The following is a 17757-nucleotide window of genomic DNA, read 5'->3' as shown; positions in this document are numbered from 1 at the left end:
CGCGATGACCGGTATCTGGTTCCCCGGCAGCGCCGCCAGCCGCGCCGTCTGCATCGGCGTAGACAGCTTTCAGGACGAAGGACTGCCGCCCCTTCGCGCCGTCCGCAACAACCTGTCGGACCTGCGGAACGCCCTCACCCACACCGGGCACGGCCTCTTCACCCCGCAGGACGCGGAGGCCGAACACTGCAAGGTACTGGGCCTCGATGAACCTCCTGTCGACCAGGCCGCCGTCGGCCGGGCCCTCTCCCGTGCCGCCGAGGAAGCCACCGACCTGCTGCTCGTCTACTACAGCGGCCACGGAGTGCTCGACGACGACGGCTTGCTCCACCTGGCGCTGCCACACACCGACCGCGCCAACCTGAAGTACACGGCTCTGCCGCTGACGCACGTCAAACGCGACCTCGCCGAAGCGCGGGCGCGGGCGCGCGTACTCGTCCTCGACTGCTGCTTCTCCGGCCGCGCGATCGAGGCCATGGCCGCCCCCGAAGACCTGGTTGTCGGCCAACTCCCGGTCAGCGGCACATACACCCTCACCTCCACCAACGCGACCTCCCCCTCTTACGCGCCACTGGGATCCCAGAACAGCGCCTTCACCAGCGCCCTGCTCACCGCGCTCGCGGCGCCGCGGCCGCTCACGTTGGATGAGATCTTCCGGCACATCCGAGGCAGGCTGAGGGACTCCGGGCTACCCGGGCCCCAGTGCCGGGCGACCGGCGACGCCCCCCGGCTCGCGCTCGCCCGCGGGCCGGTCCCACCTCCGCCCAAGAGCGAGGTGGTGGTGCCGTTGCAGGAGGACGCGGGCCGTGGCGGGAGGCGGTGGCTGCCCAGGCCCGGTACACGAGGGCGATGGGCGGTCGCGGTCGCGTTCGCGCTGGTCGTGGCCGTAGTCGTCACCGCTCTCGTCATCGGCGCCATCCGCAGTAACGCGGGCGACGGCGCCGGAGGGGGCGATGGATCCGGCGGATCCCCGGGGGGCGACAGTCCGGGCAGGTCTGCTCATGTCCTGCGCACCGTCGTCACCCAGTGGACGCACTTCACCCCCGACGCCGACGAGGCCAGTCACGCCGGCTCGCTCAACGCAGGCCGCAACTACTTCTACTGCAAGAAGGAGGGAGAGCCGTACCAGAACAACGGCCACAGCACGTCCCTGTGGCTACGCACGGACGACGACACCGGAAACCGGAACGTCTATGTCAGCGCCGTCTCCCTGGACGCGCACTCGTACGCCACCTTCCAGGACGAACTGCCGTACTGCGAATGATCGGTAATGGCCGGGTGGGCGTCCCGGATCTCTCCGGCTTCGGTGAGGGCACGGGCACCTGATCCGCCGCTACTGAAGTGGGATCGCCTTGACCCAGTCGTCGACGGTGACGACCTCCGCCCACTGCGGGAACAGTCGCTCGATCAGGACCCGGTGCACCTCCGGGTCGGTGTCCAGGCAGGCGTCCGAGAGGACGGTGAGGCCGAAGTCCAGGTCGTTGGCCTGGCAGAGGGTGGACAGCACCACAGCGCTGGTGGCGATGCCGGCGAGCACGAGGCTGTCGATACCACGTGCCCTCAGCACCACGTCGAGATCGCTGCCCGAGAACGCGCTCGCCCGCCTCTTGGTGACCACCACGTCGCCCGGCCGGGGCGCGACCTCGGGGTGGATCTCGGTCCCCGGGGCGCCCTCGACGTAGAGGTCGGCCTGTGCGATAGCAGTGAGAGCCTTATTGCGCGTGCCGACTTCCGGGAAACCAGGACGTAGCGCGATGACCACGTAGATCACGGGGATGTTCGCCGCCCGGGCCCCGTCGATCGCCCTGCGCAGGCGTGGCAGGTATCCGGAGACGTCGTCGGCGACGTCCACGATGGCCCGTTGGACGTCCATCACAAGAAGCGCGGTGCTCATGTCGCCTCCGGAAACGAAGCGGTTCGGTGTGAAAACGGGCCGGGTTGTGACGCTCGTGCTCGGATCCTACGCGGCGGCCTCGGGCACGGTGGCGGTGCGCACGGACTGCCTCGACCCGCCCGGAACTTGCCTACGCCCTCGAGTCGTTGTCCCGGTGCGCGGAAGAGGCCGCCGACCTGGCATGCTGCTGCAGACTGCGCGCGTCCTCCTGCGCCGTTGATGCAACCAGGGAGCGCCGAACCGAGAGAACGAGGAGAGCATTGACCAGGTGGTCCACCGCGCTGACCGAGGCCGGCATCAACAATCCACCGCTGCGACAGGACTACGAAGCCCAGCGCCGGCTGGTTCGGCGCTTCAAGCTCCAGGAGTTCCTGGCCCTTCGGCTGCTTTTGCCCGCACATCTCCAGCCGTCCGTCATCGCCGCCGTGGCGTTCATGCACGAAACCGACAGGCGCATCGACGTAGGTGAGGTGGCCACCCGGCGGGACGCACTCCACTCCTGGGGCCGGCAGGTCGGAGAGGCAGTGGAGCACGGCACGTCCGATCGGCCCGTCCTCAGGGCTCTGGCCGACACGGCCGAACGGCACCCGCAGCTGTCGGCATACGTGCAGAAGTTCCTGGACGGCGCGCGCCTGGAGGCCGGTTGGACGGGCTTCGAGGAAGAGAGCGATTTCCAGGCGTACGTGGACGCCTACTCGCATCCGGCGTTCATGCTCACCGCGTCGCTGGTCGCGCCGACGGCACAAGCAGAGCAGGCTGAGGCATTCGAACGCGGCTGCCGTACCCTGATCGAGGCCATGCAACGCGCCGACTTCCTCGCAGACCTGTCCGAGGACGCCTCGCAGAGCCGGATCGGTATCCCCCGCGCGGAGCTGGCGCACTTCGGGCTCACAGTCGATGACCTCCTGAGCCCCTCACCCACGTCTGCACCCGCGCTGGAGCAGCTCGTCCAGGCGCAGGCCCGAGCCGTAAGCGTCGGCCTGAGCGCCTGCCGGGACCTGCCCGACCTGGTGGCGGTGGAAAACCAACCCTTCCTGCGCGCCTTCATCCGGGTGCAGGAACTGCAACTGGAGGATGTGCAAAGGAGAGGCGGCAAGCTCCTGCACGAGGAAGCGGGCGCATCAAAACCAGCCGCCCTAGGGGTGCTGCTGCAGCACTACCTCGCTGCCCGGAAGCAGCGACGTCAGTAGGGGCGCCGGGGCATCGGCCCCTCCGTCCGTCCCGTGGCCGCGACGGCGGCGCTGCTGCTCACCTTCGGTGCGATGAACTCCCGAGCGCGGCGATGTTGTCAGGTCCGTCAAGCCTTTCCAGGCATGACGGTATGACCGTCAAGTCTGGCGCAGTTCCGCTGACCGGGCGTAATTCTGCTGAATAGCCAGCCCAAAACGTTTCTCTAGATTTTCGCACGCAAGTGCATTCATGTGTTATATGCACTCATCACACAAAGCCGCTCAGGTCCCGCTATGCTCACTGCCGCGCAGCTAGTTGTGGCGGTTACCACACGCCCCTGCCGGCTGTCGTGATGCGTCCATCACGCGAGGGCCCGGGCGTCCTGGGACCCGGCTCCGCGTGCGGAATGTGAACTTGGAATGCCCTGTGTCCACGCATTGGTGAGCGTGTACCGAGATTCATCGACCTTGTTCGCATTCCTTCATTCCTTCACTCCTTCACCTCTTCTCCTGGCGTCCGTATTTGCCGTGCATGACGCCCCACCCCTCTCCATTAGTGCTTAGTGCTCTGAGGATGCCGATGGTTCGTGCTGATTCGTCACCCGGAAGGCCGGGACGTACTTCCGCCGCAATGTGGCTGCTGCCACCCGCACTACTGTCCATATGTACGGCCTTGGCCGTGTGGTTGACGCCCTCAATGGCCCGCGCCCACACCGCCTGGACCGGCCTCCTCGCAACGGCGGCGGTGGCCGTCGCCGCCGGGGAGGCGGCGCGCCGGGGACGTGTGATCGCCGGGCTGCGCAGGCAGCGCGCCGCGAGTGAGGCGATGCTGCAACGACAGCTGGCCGAGCAGGAGACCGAAACGGTACGGATGGCCAAGGAGATCCTGCCCGCGGCCATGGCGCAGCTTCAGCAAGGCGTCCCGGTCGAAAACGTACTGCGCAACACCTGCCCTGTGTCCCACGTCAGCCCCGGATTCGGAGCTGCACACCATGCGGTGCTCCGCTACGTCCTCCAGGCCGTCGAGGCCGAGGAGGATCTGCGCGACTCCGCCCAGCGGGCCTTCGTCAACATCGCCCGGCGGGTCCAGGCCATCGTTCATCAACAGGCCCAGGAACTGCGGGAGATGGAGGACCGCCACGGCAATGATCCGGACGTCTTCGGCGACTTGCTGCACCTCGATCACAGGACCGCGCTGATCGGCCGGCTGGCGGACAGCATCGCCGTACTCGGCGGGGCCCGGCCGGGGCGTCAGTGGCAGAAGAACATTCCACTGTTCAATGTGTTGCGCGGTGCCATGTCCCGGATCACCGATTACCAGCGTGTCGATCTGCACTCGGTGGCCGACGTCGGAGTTCTCGGACGCGCGGTCGAACCACTGATCCACGCCGTGTCCGAGCTGCTGGACAACGCGACTCGTTATTCACCGCCACAGACACGGGTTCATCTGACCGCGACCGAGGTCCAGTCCGGGGTGGCCGTCGAGATCGAGGACGCCGGGCTCGGCCTGACCGATGAAGCCCGGATCCGCGCCGAGCGGGCCCTGGCACAGGACTCCGCCAGCGGACTGGACCTCGACGACCTGGGCGAGTCACCACGGCTTGGCCTTGCAGTGGTCGGCCGGCTGTCCCACACGAACAACTTCAAAGTCTCCCTCCGCGCATCCGCGTACGGCGGCGTACGCGTCGTCCTGATCGTCCCGCCGGCCCTGATCACCGTGACACCGGCGCCCGGTGGAGCCGTCGCCAAGGCCGCCACCCTGCCGCCGCCCCGTCACACCCTCGGACCGCAGCGCCGTTACGGCGCGATTGTCGAGGAACCGGTGCCTACTGACGCTCCGCGCCCCGCCAATGGCCTCCCGCAGCGCAGACGGCGTACTCGCGCGGTGGTTCCCCCCGCGCGGCCGAGGCCCGCGGCCTCCCCCGCCGCCGACTCCCCGTCCCCGGCACCGGTCGAGCAACCCCCGCAGGCCGGGATGTGGCTGGCCGCCTTCCACGAGGGCGCCTACGGCGATTCCCGAGCCGATTCCCCGGTGCATCGCCCCGATGGCCCGAGCGATGACGAGAGTCCAAGCAGTAACTGAGCCATTAGGTAAGGATGAATAAGCAAGTGGCGACACAGCAACGGCTCAATATGGACTGGATGCTCGAGGAGTTGGCGTCCAGTGTTCCGCAGACTCGAAATGTCGTGGTGCTGTCCTCGGACGGCTTGTGCATGGCACAGTTCGGTACGGAGAAAGACACCGCGGATCGCCTCGCCGCCGCCTGTGCCGGACTGCAAAGCCTGTCGGCGGCCGTCGGTGCGGAATTCCCGCACGGCGACGGAAAGATGAAACTCGTCGTCATCGAGGTCGACGGCGGCTTCTTCTATCTGATGGCAGCCGGCGCCGGAGCGTACCTGGCGGTGCTGGCCGATGACGACGTGGATGCCGGGCTCATCGGACAGCGCATGCGGGACCTGGTCGCCCGGATCGGTCAGCATCTCACCAGCCCGCCGCGGGCCGACCGGCAGGTTCCATGAGCGACCCGGAACAGCCACAGCGCCCGGACTGGGAAGAGGGCGGTCCCGAACGGCTCTACGTCATCACGTCCGGCCGGGACCTGCCCGACAAGCGCTCCCCCCTGGACATGGTCACGCTGATCGTGAGCCGGAACGAGGCCGGCGGGAGCATGCAGCCCGAACAGGCCGCCATTGTCCGCATCTGCGACTATCCGCTGTCCGTCGCCGAGATCTCCGCGTACCTCCACCTGCCGGTCAGCGTGATCGCGGTACTGCTCACGGATCTGCTGTCGAACGGCCATGTCGAAGCCCGGGTACCGGCCCCGGCCAAATTGCCCGATGTCGCCCTTTTGGAGGCGGTGATGCATGGACTTCAGAATCTCTGAACCCGTCGTCGGTCCCCGGAGCGAGGACGCCCTGCCGGCCTCGGTCACCTCGGCGGTGAAGGTGGTGGTCGTCGGCGGCTTCGGAGTCGGTAAGACCACCTTGGTCGGAGCGGTCAGTGAGATCAAGCCGCTGACCACCGAGGAGACCATGACCCAGGCGAGTACCGGTGTGGACGACATCGCCGGTGTCGAACGCAAGTCCGAGACCACCGTGGCGATGGACTTCGGCCGGATCACCCTCAACGACGAACTGGTGCTGTACCTCTTCGGCACCCCGGGCCAGCAGCGCTTCTGGTTCCTGTGGAACGGCCTCTTCGAAGGCGCACTGGGCGCGGTGGTCCTCATCGACACCCGGCGGCTGGAGGACAGCTTCGACGTGATGGGCCGGCTCGAGGAACGTGGCATGCCTTTCGTGGTCGCCATCAACGCCTTTCCGGACGCCCCCTCCCACCCCGTGTCCGAGCTCCGAGCCGCCCTGGACATCCCCGATGCCGTACCCGTCATCGATTGCGATGCCCGCAACCGCGGCTCCAGCCGTGACGCCCTGCTGACCCTCATGCGTTACCTGCACACCCTCACCACCACAACCCCGGAGCCATGGTGACCGCCTCTTTCCCCGACCCGTCCCGCACCACGTCAGTGTCCGAGTCAGTGTCCGAGCCGCCTCCAGAGTGTCCGGCGCACGCCCGGTTCGGGGATCCTGCCGGACTTGCGCGGCTTCTCGGCCCCGAGGCGGCCAAGAACCCCATGAGCTTGTACGAGCGCTTGCGCGCCGAGCACGGGCCCGTCGCACCCGTCCTGCTCGACGGCGACCTGCCGGCCTGGATCGTCCTCGGTTACCGCGAGATCCTGGAAGTCGCCGGTACACCCTCCCGGTTCAGCCGTGACTCCCGCACCTGGCGCTGGTTCAAGGAGGGCAAGGTTCCGCCGGATTCCCCACTGCTCCCGATGATCGCTTGGCAGCCGGTCTGTCTGTTCCTCGACGGTGCGGAACGCGACCGGCTGCGCCTGGCGGTCACCGACAGCCTGGAGCGCTTCAACCGCCGCGGAATCCGACGCCAGATCACCCGCTCCGCCCACCAGTTGATCGACGGCTTCGCCGCCCGGGGCGCAGCAGATCTGGTGGACGATTTCTCGGAGCAACTGCCCATGCTCGTGATGACCCAGCTCCTGGGAATGCCCGACGAGTACGGCCCGCGGCTGGTCGAAGCCAGCAGAGACATGGTGGCGGGCACCGAGACTTCGGTAGCCAGCAACGAGTTCATCGTGGAGACTCTCCAGCAGCTCGTGCGGCGCAAGCGTGGAAACCCCGGCCACGACATCACGTCCTGGCTGATCGAACACTCCTCCGCGCTCACCGATGAGGAGGTGTGGAATCACCTGCGGGTCATCCTCATCGCCGGGAACGAAACCACTGTCAACCTCCTCAAAAGCACCCTGCGCGTGGTGCTGACCGATCCCCGCTGCCACGCGTCGCTGGCCGGCGGACAGATGACCCTGCCCGACGTGGTGGAGCAGGTGCTGTGGAGCGAACCGCCACTCATGACCATCCCCGGTCGCTGGGCTGCCGTCGACACCGAGGTCGGCGGTCAGAAGGTCGAGGCGGGGGACATGCTGCTGCTCGGTCTGGCCGCCGGGAACCACGACCCGGCCGTCCGGCCGGACCCCACGGCTCCCCTGCACGGAAACCGTTCGCATCTCGCCTTCAGCAGCGGCCCGCAGGAGTGCCCCGGCCAGAACATCGGCCGCGCGATCACCGACACCGGCATCGACACTCTGCTGGCGCGGCTGCCTGACGTGGGTCTGAGCATTCCCGAGGAGGAACTGCGCTGGAAATCGGGCTGGATGACACGCCACCTGACCAGCCTCCCGGTCACCTTCACCACGCCTCGGTCCGGCGGTACGGCCACACCCGGCAGTACGGCCACGTCCGGCAGCACGGTCATGTCCGCCGCTCCGGTCGGCTTCGGCGCGGAGGCCGGGGGCCCGCTGCGGGACGGTACGGACAGCGGTTCGCGTCCCGCTGCCGCGCTCCCCGTACCGTATCCGACGCCCCCGGTCCTCAGGAGGCGAGCATCGTGGTGGGGCTCCCTGAAGGCATGGCTACGCGGCCGGTGACGCGGAAGCAAGGCCGGCAACGGCCCTTTCCATCCGGTTCAGCGCCTCTTCCAGCATTCCCCGGGACGTGGCATAGCTGATACGGACGTTGCCTTCGGCGGCCGGTCCGAACCATTCGGTGGTGCCGGCCACTACCGCCACCCGGGCTTCCGCCAGCAGGAATTCAGCCATCTCCCGACTGCCCAGCCCGGTGGAAGAGATGTCGGGGAACAGGACGAACGTCCCGTCCGGGCGGGTGCACGATATGCCCGGGATCGCGTTCAGCCGTTCCACGCAGTAGTTCCGCGTCTCGTGCAGATGCTTCACGAAGGAATCCCGCCAGGGCCAGCCGTGCCGCAGTGCGGCCAGCGCACCGACCTGGGCGAAGGGGGTCAGGCTGTACGCGGCACCGAGATACTGGAAAGTGAGCTGCAAATTGGCCGCCGCTCTCGCGTCCGGGGCGATGACGAATCCCATCCTCAGCCCGGGCAGCGCGAATGTCTTGGAGAGCCCGGTCACCGTATAGATCTGCCGGCTTTCCGCAGTGTCCAGGCCGGCCATGCTGACGTGCGCCGCGGGCGGGTACACGATCTCATTCCACACCTCGTCGGAAAGTATCGGCACACCATGCGTCTCCGCCGTCTCCGCTATCGTCCGGAGCGTCGCCTCGGTGAAGACCGCACCCAGGGGGTTGTGCGGATTGCACAGACAGATCAGGGCAGTGCGCGGAGTGATCAGAGAGGCGAGTCGGTCCGGATCGAGCCGCCCCGTGCTCTTGTCGACCGGGCAATAGACCCGCCGGCCCCCCGCGGCATCAATGGCTTGGCCGAAGAGCAGATCGACCGGATCCAGCAAGATGCACTCATCGCCCTCTCCGCAGAGCAGACGCACCACTCCCCAGAGCGCGGACGCCGTACCAGGGGTCAGCACCACGCGATCGGGCGCCGCGCTGATTCCGTACCGGGCCTCTGCCACGTCGGAGTACGTTTCCCGGAGTTCAACGAGTCCCGCGGGTGAGGCATAGGGGAAGTAGCCATCGGAAAGAGACCGGGCGAGGGCGTCCGTGACCGCTTGGGGCCCGGGAAAGTCCGGTTCCGCTGCCGTCAGCGGGATGACATCGGGCGGGTAAGCACCCCACCGGATATGTGATTGCCGCCGCAGTAGATCGGGCCGGACCCGCGCGTCACCGAACAGCGACGCGAGCGGTCCGGTCGCGGCCTGGAACGGCATGAGGATCAGCCTCCCTGATAACGAGCGGGCGGATAACGGTCGTACAGCTCCGAGGACCAATACGTGGCCAGGTGGGGACGGCCCTGGTGCACACGTGCCGATGCGTAGGTGTGTATTCCGCGCCCGTCCGACAGCGGACGGCGGGCCATGTGGTTCAGCAGCGACTGATAGCAGCCGCTGGGAAGCTCCATGTCAGTCATGACAGAGCTGATGCGATCACGCATTATTTCGTCGCTCTCCGCATACCGCCACAGCGGGACGTACACCGTGGCGGACACAGGGATGTGCTCGCCGGCGGCCGTAAAGGTCAGATTACTGACAAGGGGCTGTTCCCTGAGCTCGCCGGCCCGGCCGGTCAGCCTACGGCAGAAATCGTCCAGGAGGCCGGACTCATGCTGAGCGGAAATCTCCATGCTGGCGTCCAGATCTGCCGGGGAAATATCGTAGTGGCGGAAATACACCTTGATGCGTGACTCGGGACCGTCGATCAGGTCGAGACCGAAGTAGACGATCCGATCGAGGTCGAATCCCCGGCGAGCGTATGTGCTGACTGCCGTCCATGCCTTGCCGAACCCCAAGCGCTGCATCGCCTCGCGAGTCCGCTCGGCACCGGACATGACGTTATTGGCACTCGGGTTCAGGTAAACCTTGAACTCAGGCCGCCCAGTCGGCGCGAAGATGGCGGCGTGCATCATGGCGAAGCCGCTCGGGCCTTCATCCGGCAGGAACAGGTCCCGTACTGTCGCGAGTCGGCCGTCGACAGCGCCGAAGTCACGGGTGAGCCCTTGCGAAAGCTCGATCGCCGATTCCTGTGCGGCCAGAGTGTTCGGCTCGTCCGGAATCGCCTCCACCAGCACCCGGACTTTCACGCAGCCGGCCGAAAAGGCCGCGGAAAACTCGATCGGCGAACCGTCGGCACACACATCCGAGTGCCAGTCGGGTTGCTGCGCGATCCGCCTTCTCCCCCACGGTGAAAGCAGCCTGCGTAGCACCCTTGCGCCTTGCTCGACATCCAGTCCTGCACTGTCAAGAAGACGTGTGGCGGTGGAAATCCCGTAATCCAGGAACGTCATGCCGGCGGACCCTCTCGAATCCGACTGCGGAGACAACATGGAATTCCTCCCCTATCCCTCACCGATCTCGCCGTACAGCGCCCTTCCCTCGCCGACCCATCGACCGAATCGGATTTTATTACTTTAGGAATAACGAAGAATCTTCCAGGCCGACAGCAGCGTGCGGGGGGCTTACAGAGTGTTTCCCGTCGGCCGCGTGCGCCCTTGTCTGACGGGTGTGCACACTGTCGCCCAGAGAGACAGGATCGGTCTCATCGGGTCCGTGGGCGCGGGCCATGATGGAGCCGACTTCGGGCAGGACGGCCGGTACGTCACTCGTGCTCGCCCCGGCGCTGGTCGCCGGCGCCGCGATGGGATGGGCGCAGGTCGCCCTGGCGCGCACTACCCGACCGATGTCCTCGGCGGCTGGTGCACCGCTGGCGGGGGCCGGGGACGGTCCGCGGCTGCTGTCTGTCCCCTACACCTTCCGGGTCGACGGACGGAGCACCGCGTCGGCTACCTGCCCGCCGAGTCCGGCTCCGGGATGTTCGGCTGCAACTCCAACTGGCGCGAGCCCGTGTGGTTCCCCGCCAACGCCCTCATCATCCGCGGGCTGCTCAATCTCTACGCGTTCTACGGTGACGACCTCACCGTGGAGTGCCCCACCGGCTCCGGCGTCCGCAGCGGCGTCTCGTACGGTTTCACGAGCGGCTCCTGGCCGTCGTGCACCGGAGGGGTATGCGCACAGGACGCTGGGAACTGCTGCGCTGCGAGGGCTGGGCCGACAATCCGACCCACCACGACCTGCTCGCCTGGAGCCGGCGGGGCACCGCGGGCACGTTCTTGATCGTCGTCAACCTCGCCGCGCACAGTTCCCAGGCCAGGGTCGGCCTGCCGGGGCCCGGCCTCGGCACGGCGGCCTGCCGGCTGGCGCACCTACGTCTTCACCGTCGAACCCTCGGGAGCCGCACCGTGAGTGCGGCACCGGCGAGTGCGAAGATGCCCATCCCCACCAGGGCGGCGGTCAGGCCGTCCCCGCGGGCCAGTGTGTTGATCCGTACCAGTTCGTCGGCGGGGGCGCCGGTCACGCCCCTCTTCTCCAGTGCCGTACGGATCTGCTGGTCGCTCACCGCGGTCACCTGTACGCCACTCCTCAACGCCTCCTGTGCCTGCACCTTCTGACTGCTGGTCAGTACTGGACTGGTGCGGACGGAGTCCAGGGCGGTGTCCAGCAGGACGCCGATCATCAGTGCGCCGGCGAGGGCGACGCCCAAGGACTGGCCCAGATACGAGGTAGTGCGCGAAAGGCCCGCGACATCGCTCACCGTGTCCTCGTCGGCCGAGGACTGGACGAGGTCGGGCAGCAGGGTGCACAGGCCGAGCCCGAGGCCGGCCACGGCGAGGCCCGGAGCGATGCGCAGACCGGAGCTGTCCGGGTCGAAGGCGGCCGCGGCCAGTGCCGTACCGGCCGCGATCAGCAGGAACCCGACAATGATGAGCGGCTTGCGGGTGGTGCGCCCCTCACCGACGGCGCGGGCACCGGCCATTGCGCCCAGTACGAGCATCACCGTGGACGGGAGCAGGGTGAGCCCGCTTTCGAAGGCGTCGTAGTCGAATGTGGTCTGTACGAAGACCGGCACGAGGAAGAACAGACCGGCCAGTACGAGGAATTGGACGGCGAGGGCGATCGAGCCCACCCGTATGCCGCGGTCGCGCAGGACTGCGATCCGGACCAGCGGGTCGCGTCCGGCCCGCGCGAGGTGGTGTTCCCACCACCCGAATGCCGCGAGGACCAGGAGACCGGCCACTCCCAGTACCACCGTGGGTGCGAGTCCGCCCGCGTCGAGCACTGTCCGGCCGAGGACGGTCACGTCCTCCCGGGCGATGAGCAGTCCGTAACGGCTGGCCAGCAGGGTGCCCAGGACGATCAGGCCGAAGCCCGCCGCGGAGAGGACGACGCCCACGCCGTCGAAGGGCTGCCGGCGAGCCCGGTCGGGCCTCTGCTGGAGACTCCGATTGCGGAGGACGAAGGCGACGGCCACCGCGGTGATCAGAGTCTCCATCAGGAAGGAGACCCGCCAGGTCAGGTATTTCGTGATCAGGCCGCCGACAACAGGGCCCAGCGCCGCTCCTACGCCGGCCGCCGCGCCGATGAGCGTGAGGGCGCGGGTGCGCTGTGCACCGGTGAAGGCAAGGGTGGCGATCGACAGGATCGCCGGGAAGACCAGGGCGGCGCCGATGCCTTCCAGCAATGACCAGCCCACCAGCATCACCGGCAGGTTGGGGCTCAGCGCTGTGACCAGGGCGCCGATCCCGTACACCGTGGCGCCCAGCGTGAACATGCGGAGGTGGCCGACCCGGCTGCCGAGTTTGCTGCCGGTGATCATCAGGGCGGCCATCACCAGGGCGTAGAGCGATATGGCGGACTGCACGCCGGTCAGGGTGGTGTCGAGGTCGGTGACGATGTCGGAGACGGCGACGTTCATGGCGGTCGAGTCGTACGCCATGAGCAGCTGCTGCGTCGCGATGACGCCGAGCACGGTGCGGGCGGCGGCCGCTCCTGCCCCGCGGTTCGTGTCCGTGGTCATCCGGACGCTCCCTTCCGCAGGCTTCCGGGAATGCCTCAGTGTCGCCGCCCTCATCAGCCTGCGCCTCACCTTCTCCGGGTGTGGTCGCCGGCGGTACGGCTGAAGGGCCGCTGCTGAGCGAGCACGTACCCCACGGCGATGCCGACGACGACGATGGCGAAGAAGAGGATGAGCCAGGACAGCACCGTGAAGACGGAGCCGAGCGGCCCATAGCGCTGCACACTCAGTTCGAGCGAGTGCGGCAGCCAGAGCCCGGACACACCGGTGAACGCCACCACCGCACCGCCGGTCACCAGGGCTCCGGGGAAAAGCCGACGCCAGCCGATCCGGCCGGCCAGCAGCAGGTGCTGGGTCCACCACCACACCAGGACCGCCACCACTACCTGGAGCGGGACGGCCAGCAGCAGGCCCGCACCGAAGCCCGTGTGCAGCATTCCCTGGCACACCAGCGCCGTCGTCCACACGATGAGCCAGGCGAACCAACGCCAGACTGCGATGCGTATCCCCGAATGCGGCAGTTGCCAGGACCGCTCACACAGCCGTTGCAAGGCCCGGACGAAGGCGGTGGCGGACACGAGTGTGACCAGTACGCCGACGGCTCCCCAGGTTTCCCGCGCCCCGGGGCCACCCTTGTACACCCCTTCCACCTGATGCATGACGGGGTTCGGCGTACCGAATATGGAGCGCAGCGACACGAGCAGCTCCGCACGTATGACCTCGGGTGAGTACGTGGCGATCGCGATCAGCATGGGCAGTGCGGTCAGGAACGCCTGCGCGGCCAGGCGCGTCGCGTTGTCCAGGACTCCGACGCGCTTGAGCTGCTGCGCAACACGGCGGGCGAAGGGCAGGACACGCGAGAGCGTTCCGGCCCGGTACGCAGCAGGTCTCGGACCTCTCGGTTCCTCGGGAACGCGGGATGCCTGGTGCACGGATCGAAGCATCGCACCGATGTGAGCGCGGTACCTCACCCACCGCGGGGGAGGCGGCCCGGCGGCTCCGACTGCTGACAGGCGCAGGCAGCCGTGCAGTCCGCGAAGCAGGGCCCATCGGGCTATGGCTCCCGCCGCGCAGGCGTCCTACTGTCGAAGACAGAGGGCCCCGGACCCCGGCTGAAGACACGTACGCCGGCTGCTTGCCGACAACAGGCCCGCGTACCCCCGCACCGCACCTCGTGCCCGGGGAGCCACCACGGACCCACCCGGCCACGAGTGAGGGCAGGACGGCGAACGGAAGAAGTGAATCATGAACGGTTCCGTATCCCTCGCCTACGACTATCCGATCCTGGGAGTTTTCTGGACCATGTTCCTGCTCTTTCTGTGGGTGATGTGGTTCGTTCTGCTGTTCCACGTCATCGCGGACGTCTTCCGGGACGACAGGCTGAACGGATGGGCGAAGGCGGGCTGGATCGTCTTCGTACTCGTGCTGCCCTTCCTCGGCGTTCTGGTCTACGTCGCCGTACGGGGCCGGGGCATGGGCCGCCGCAAAATGACTGAGGCCGAGGCCCAGCGGGACGCCTTCGACGCCTACATCCGCAGGACCGCGGCGAGCGACCCGGCCAGCACCACCAGGCCGATGAGGTAGCGGACATGGAGATCAAGCCGCAGGCAGCTGTCATTCCCAAGGACACCGGCCACCTCGAGCAGGGGAAGTACGGTCCCATTTTCCCCAAGACTCCCGCCTGTTACGGATTCACCATCGTGGCGAGGGTCAAACCGGGCCGGGCCGACGCCATACGGGAACACGGCCACTCACTGGCCAAAGCGCTGGAGAAGGATCCCCATCTCCTTGCACCGTTGAAGCTGCACTATCTGCGGTGGGTGCTTTTCGACGACGACACGCGATTCATGTACCAGGGGATCTTCGACACCGACTTCGACAAGTACACCGAGGATGCGGTCGCGCTGTTCTCGAAGTCCGGCGTGAGCACGGCCTTCGAGAACCTGGAGGGCTTTCCTGAGGACTGGAAGACCAATCCTGAGGGCTTCGTCAGGTTCGTGCGCGAGCATCACTGTCCGAGCTTCATCGAGTATGGCGAGTATCCCTACGTGACGGCGGACGAGATCAAGAAGGCGCTGCGGATCAAGAGCGCTCTGTCCGAGATGCTCGACCAGATGCAGTGAGGCCGGGAATCGGTACTGCGGTGTGAGCGGGCCACCGCACCGAAGCACCGCCGCGATCGGAGACGATCGACATGAGCAAGGCCAGGACAGCGCGCACCTACAACCAGCGGCACATCCCGCGGGCGTACACACCGGGCGGGCGACGGGTGAGCATCTACGTTTCGTGGAGCTATCCGGCCGAGGCAGGCCGGTATGCGACGGAGCTGGACAACCGCTTCTCGACGATGACCGAGGTCAGGCGAGCAGCCTGGCCGGCTTACGAGGACCCGCAGTGGGCCGACCCCTATCGGTTCCAGCAGGGCATCGCCGGGTCGTTGGAACTGTTCTTCTGGGCCTGGGTACCGTTCCAGGATTTCGTCGAGGACACCACGGGACATCCCGTACCGGTGTACCAACGCATCGACCAGGCCGGTTTCCCGACGCCCCTGGACGAGCGGGTACTGGCGGACACGGACGTCCTGTTCGTGTTCGGGCTGGACCACATGATCACCGAGCAGGAGGCGAAGCCCGACGAGATCGAGGCTCTGCGGCACTTCCTGGCCCGTGAGGACGCCCGTCTGATCCTCGGTCCCCACCACGACGTGGGAGCCTCGGACGACCTGTCGGAACGGGAGATGGAATACCGCCACCACCGCGATCCACTGGTGCCCCGCCAGCAGCGCTTCGCCACCTACGTCAGGGACCTGATGAAGGGTCTGGGCGTACCGGCCATGAACCGTTACGGCCTGCGCCCCGCCACTGAGGAGGGCAACCGGATCGCTCCCCTGTCCACCGTTGCGGACCTGGACACCAAGGGCTGGCTGGACGGGGTGCGCAATTTCAACTTTCACATGCATCTGCCGCACTACGAGGTGATGACCGAGGACTCGGACCCCCTCCGTGTCCTTGCCAGGCAGCCGATCGACATGTCCAGGCCGCATCCGTTCACCGAGGCCGGCAACACCGAGTTCAACATGCTCCTGTGGATGCCCCCACGCGGTGACCGGGCCGGTGACGTACTGCTGGCGGACTCCACGATCTTCAGCTCCTTGTTCGGCGGTGATGACAGCCTGCGCAACTTCTGGCGCAACCTCGTCTCGAAGTAGGACCGCAGGAGGCGCACCGTGAGCAGGCCCAGGGAAGCCGAACTGGAACTGGACGACATTCAGCGCGGGGCCCTCAGCCCCCGGCCGACCCCCTACGCCGCGACGTACCTCCTCTTCCGTATCGACGACCGCGTCGACGGACGGGAACTGATGCGCAGGGCGAGCACAGCGGTGACCTCTGCCGCCGACTCCGTCAGTCCGCTCGGTGCGACTTGGGTCAGCGTGGCCGTCACCTGTACCGGCCTGGCGGCCCTCGGCGTGCCGCCCTCGTCGCTGGACACCTTCGCCTGGGAGTTCCGGCAAGGCATGGCGGCCCGCGCCAAAGCGCTCGGCGACGTCGGTGCAAGCAGCCCGGCGAACTGGGAGGCACCGCTGGGCAGTTCGGGTGTCCACGTGGCGCTCACAGCAGTCGCACCCGACCCGCTGCTCCTGGCAGCGGCCCTCGACCGGGCCCGTCCGGCCTACGACCGCCTCCCTGGGGTGACGGCCGTCTGGCGGCAGGACTGCTACGCCCTGCCCACCGAGACCGAGCACTTCGGCTACCGGGACGGCGTCAGCCACCCGGCCGTCGAGGGAAGCGGCATCCCCGGGTCGAACGAGCTGGAAGTCCCCCTGAAGGCAGGGGAGTTCATCCTCGGCTATCGGGACGAACTCGGCGGCATCCAGGCTCCCCAGCCGGACGTCCTGGGCCGTAACGGCAGCTACGCGGTCTTCCGCAAGCTGCATCAGCAGGTCGCCGGCTTCCGGCGCTACCTGAAGGACAACTCCACAGGACCCGCCGACGAGGAACTGATCGCTGCCAAGATCATGGGCCGCTGGCGCAGCGGAGCCCCTCTGGCGCTCGCGCCGCAGCGTGATGACCCGGAACTCGGCGCCGACCCGCACCGCCGTAACACCTTCCTGTACGAGCGCGACGATCCGACGGGCTTCGATACGCCCCGCGGCTGCCATATCCGGCGGGCCAACCCGCGGGACGCCTCGGTGGCCGGAGAGGTACGGCTGCACCGAATGATCAGGCGCGGCACCGTCTACGGACCGCCGCTGCCCGACGGAGCCCTGGAGGACGACGGAGTCGACCGTGGCCTGATGTTCGCCTTCATCGGTGCACACCTGGGGCGGCAGTTCGAGTTCGTGCAGTCGCAATGGATCAACGATGGCGTCTTCTTCGGAGGAAACGACGCCAAAGACCCCGTCACCGGCTCAGCGGACGGCACCACCGGCTACGCCATCCCCCGACGGCCGGTGCGACGCCGCCTGGCCGCCCTGCCCCGGTTCGTCGTCACCCGCGGCGGGGAGTACTGCTTCCTGCCGAGTCTGAGCGCCCTGCGCTGGCTCGGTGACCTTCGCGACTGACGGGCCGCAAGGGACCGGCTCGACGCCAAGAGGCTCACCGAGTACTGGCTCTGGAACCTGCCGGCTGACACCCCGCTCACCGACCTGGCGCGCCGGCGCGCAGAACATGTGACTACTGCTCCAGCTGCGCAGCCCGGTCAGCAACCACACCACAGCGATCATTTGGCGCAGCCGGAATCCACGCGCCGCTGGTCGCGTGCCGCGGACCAGGCGACACCTCGCGCTTCGCGTAGGAGTACCGCGCTTCCGTGACGTTGAGCTATCACTTCACTACGGTGGGTGCC

Annotated in this window: 16 protein-coding genes; 11 read left to right on the top strand and 5 right to left on the bottom strand. The window is 67.5% G+C overall.

The features are described 5' to 3' along the window. Positions 1-4 precede the first annotated feature (4 nt). A complete protein-coding gene (locus IF04_RS36565; RefSeq protein ID WP_051831037.1) occupies positions 5-1264 on the top strand; it encodes a caspase family protein in 1260 nt (419 codons plus the stop codon). Positions 1265-1333: 69 nt separating this feature from the next. Here the strand turns inward: IF04_RS36565 and IF04_RS0110660 are convergent, their stop codons facing one another. Beyond that, positions 1334-1894, bottom strand: a complete 561-nt coding sequence (locus tag IF04_RS0110660; protein WP_030253963.1) for a cysteine hydrolase family protein — start codon at positions 1892-1894, stop codon at positions 1334-1336. A gap of 260 nt (positions 1895-2154) precedes the next feature. Here IF04_RS0110660 and IF04_RS0110655 point away from each other — a divergent pair, with 260 nt between their 5' ends. From IF04_RS0110655 to IF04_RS0110630, 6 genes are all read left to right on the top strand, one after another. Then, the gene (locus IF04_RS0110655; protein ID WP_030253960.1) at positions 2155-3084 is read left to right on the top strand and encodes a phytoene/squalene synthase family protein; all 930 of its coding nucleotides are present in this window, start codon (positions 2155-2157) and stop codon (positions 3082-3084) included. Between the two features lie 559 nt (positions 3085-3643). Then, positions 3644-5146: an ATP-binding protein gene (locus IF04_RS0110650; RefSeq protein WP_078600130.1), complete on the top strand. Its 1503-nt coding sequence runs from the start codon at positions 3644-3646 to the stop codon at positions 5144-5146. Between the two features lie 14 nt (positions 5147-5160). Then, entirely contained in the window at positions 5161-5583 is a 423-nt protein-coding gene (locus IF04_RS0110645; protein WP_037958898.1) for a roadblock/LC7 domain-containing protein, read from the top strand. Beyond that, positions 5580-5948, top strand: a complete 369-nt coding sequence (locus IF04_RS0110640) for a DUF742 domain-containing protein (RefSeq protein ID WP_030253952.1) — start codon at positions 5580-5582, stop codon at positions 5946-5948. Before IF04_RS0110645 ends, IF04_RS0110640 begins: the two co-directional genes overlap by 4 nt. Then, a complete protein-coding gene (locus IF04_RS0110635) occupies positions 5929-6552 on the top strand; it encodes a GTP-binding protein (protein ID WP_030253950.1) in 624 nt (207 codons plus the stop codon). Before IF04_RS0110640 ends, IF04_RS0110635 begins: the two co-directional genes overlap by 20 nt. A gap of 143 nt (positions 6553-6695) precedes the next feature. After that, entirely contained in the window at positions 6696-8066 is a 1371-nt protein-coding gene (locus tag IF04_RS0110630; RefSeq protein ID WP_245654356.1) for a cytochrome P450, read from the top strand. On the opposite strand, the gene IF04_RS0110625 is transcribed toward IF04_RS0110630, so the two are convergent. From IF04_RS0110625 to IF04_RS0110605, 4 genes are all read right to left on the bottom strand, one after another. Beyond that, a complete protein-coding gene (locus tag IF04_RS0110625; protein ID WP_030253946.1) occupies positions 8052-9275 on the bottom strand; it encodes a pyridoxal phosphate-dependent aminotransferase in 1224 nt (407 codons plus the stop codon). The genes IF04_RS0110630 and IF04_RS0110625 overlap by 15 nt on opposite strands. A 5-nt stretch (positions 9276-9280) precedes the next feature. Continuing rightward, complete coding sequence (locus tag IF04_RS0110620; protein WP_245654355.1) at positions 9281-10348, bottom strand: tryptophan dimethylallyltransferase family protein; 1068 nt, start codon at positions 10346-10348, stop codon at positions 9281-9283. Positions 10349-11271: 923 nt separating this feature from the next. Further along, positions 11272-12915, bottom strand: coding sequence for an MFS transporter (locus IF04_RS0110610; RefSeq protein ID WP_030253942.1), 1644 nt, complete (start codon positions 12913-12915; stop codon positions 11272-11274). 65 nt (positions 12916-12980) lie between these two features. Continuing rightward, complete coding sequence (locus IF04_RS0110605; protein ID WP_245654354.1) at positions 12981-13844, bottom strand: YhjD/YihY/BrkB family envelope integrity protein; 864 nt, start codon at positions 13842-13844, stop codon at positions 12981-12983. Between the two features lie 313 nt (positions 13845-14157). On the opposite strand from IF04_RS0110605, the gene IF04_RS0110600 reads away from it, so the two are divergent. The 4 genes from IF04_RS0110600 to IF04_RS0110585 all read left to right on the top strand — a co-directional run bounded on the left by IF04_RS0110600 (position 14158) and on the right by IF04_RS0110585 (position 17473). Next, complete coding sequence (locus IF04_RS0110600; RefSeq protein WP_051831031.1) at positions 14158-14496, top strand: PLDc N-terminal domain-containing protein; 339 nt, start codon at positions 14158-14160, stop codon at positions 14494-14496. Between the two features lie 5 nt (positions 14497-14501). After that, the gene (locus tag IF04_RS0110595; RefSeq protein WP_030253935.1) at positions 14502-15035 is read left to right on the top strand and encodes a hypothetical protein; all 534 of its coding nucleotides are present in this window, start codon (positions 14502-14504) and stop codon (positions 15033-15035) included. Positions 15036-15106: 71 nt separating this feature from the next. Then, complete coding sequence (locus IF04_RS0110590) at positions 15107-16120, top strand: hypothetical protein (RefSeq protein WP_030253933.1); 1014 nt, start codon at positions 15107-15109, stop codon at positions 16118-16120. A gap of 18 nt (positions 16121-16138) precedes the next feature. Continuing rightward, complete coding sequence (locus IF04_RS0110585; protein ID WP_030253931.1) at positions 16139-17473, top strand: Dyp-type peroxidase; 1335 nt, start codon at positions 16139-16141, stop codon at positions 17471-17473. The last annotated feature ends 284 nt before the right edge of the window (positions 17474-17757 follow it).

Origin of the sequence: Streptomyces violens, from assembly GCF_000717745.1 — a bacterium.
Taxonomy (GTDB): domain Bacteria; phylum Actinomycetota; class Actinomycetes; order Streptomycetales; family Streptomycetaceae; genus Streptomyces; species Streptomyces violens.
The sequence above is the reverse complement of the archived record's forward strand: the minus strand, read 5'-3'. Positions and strand labels throughout refer to the sequence as shown.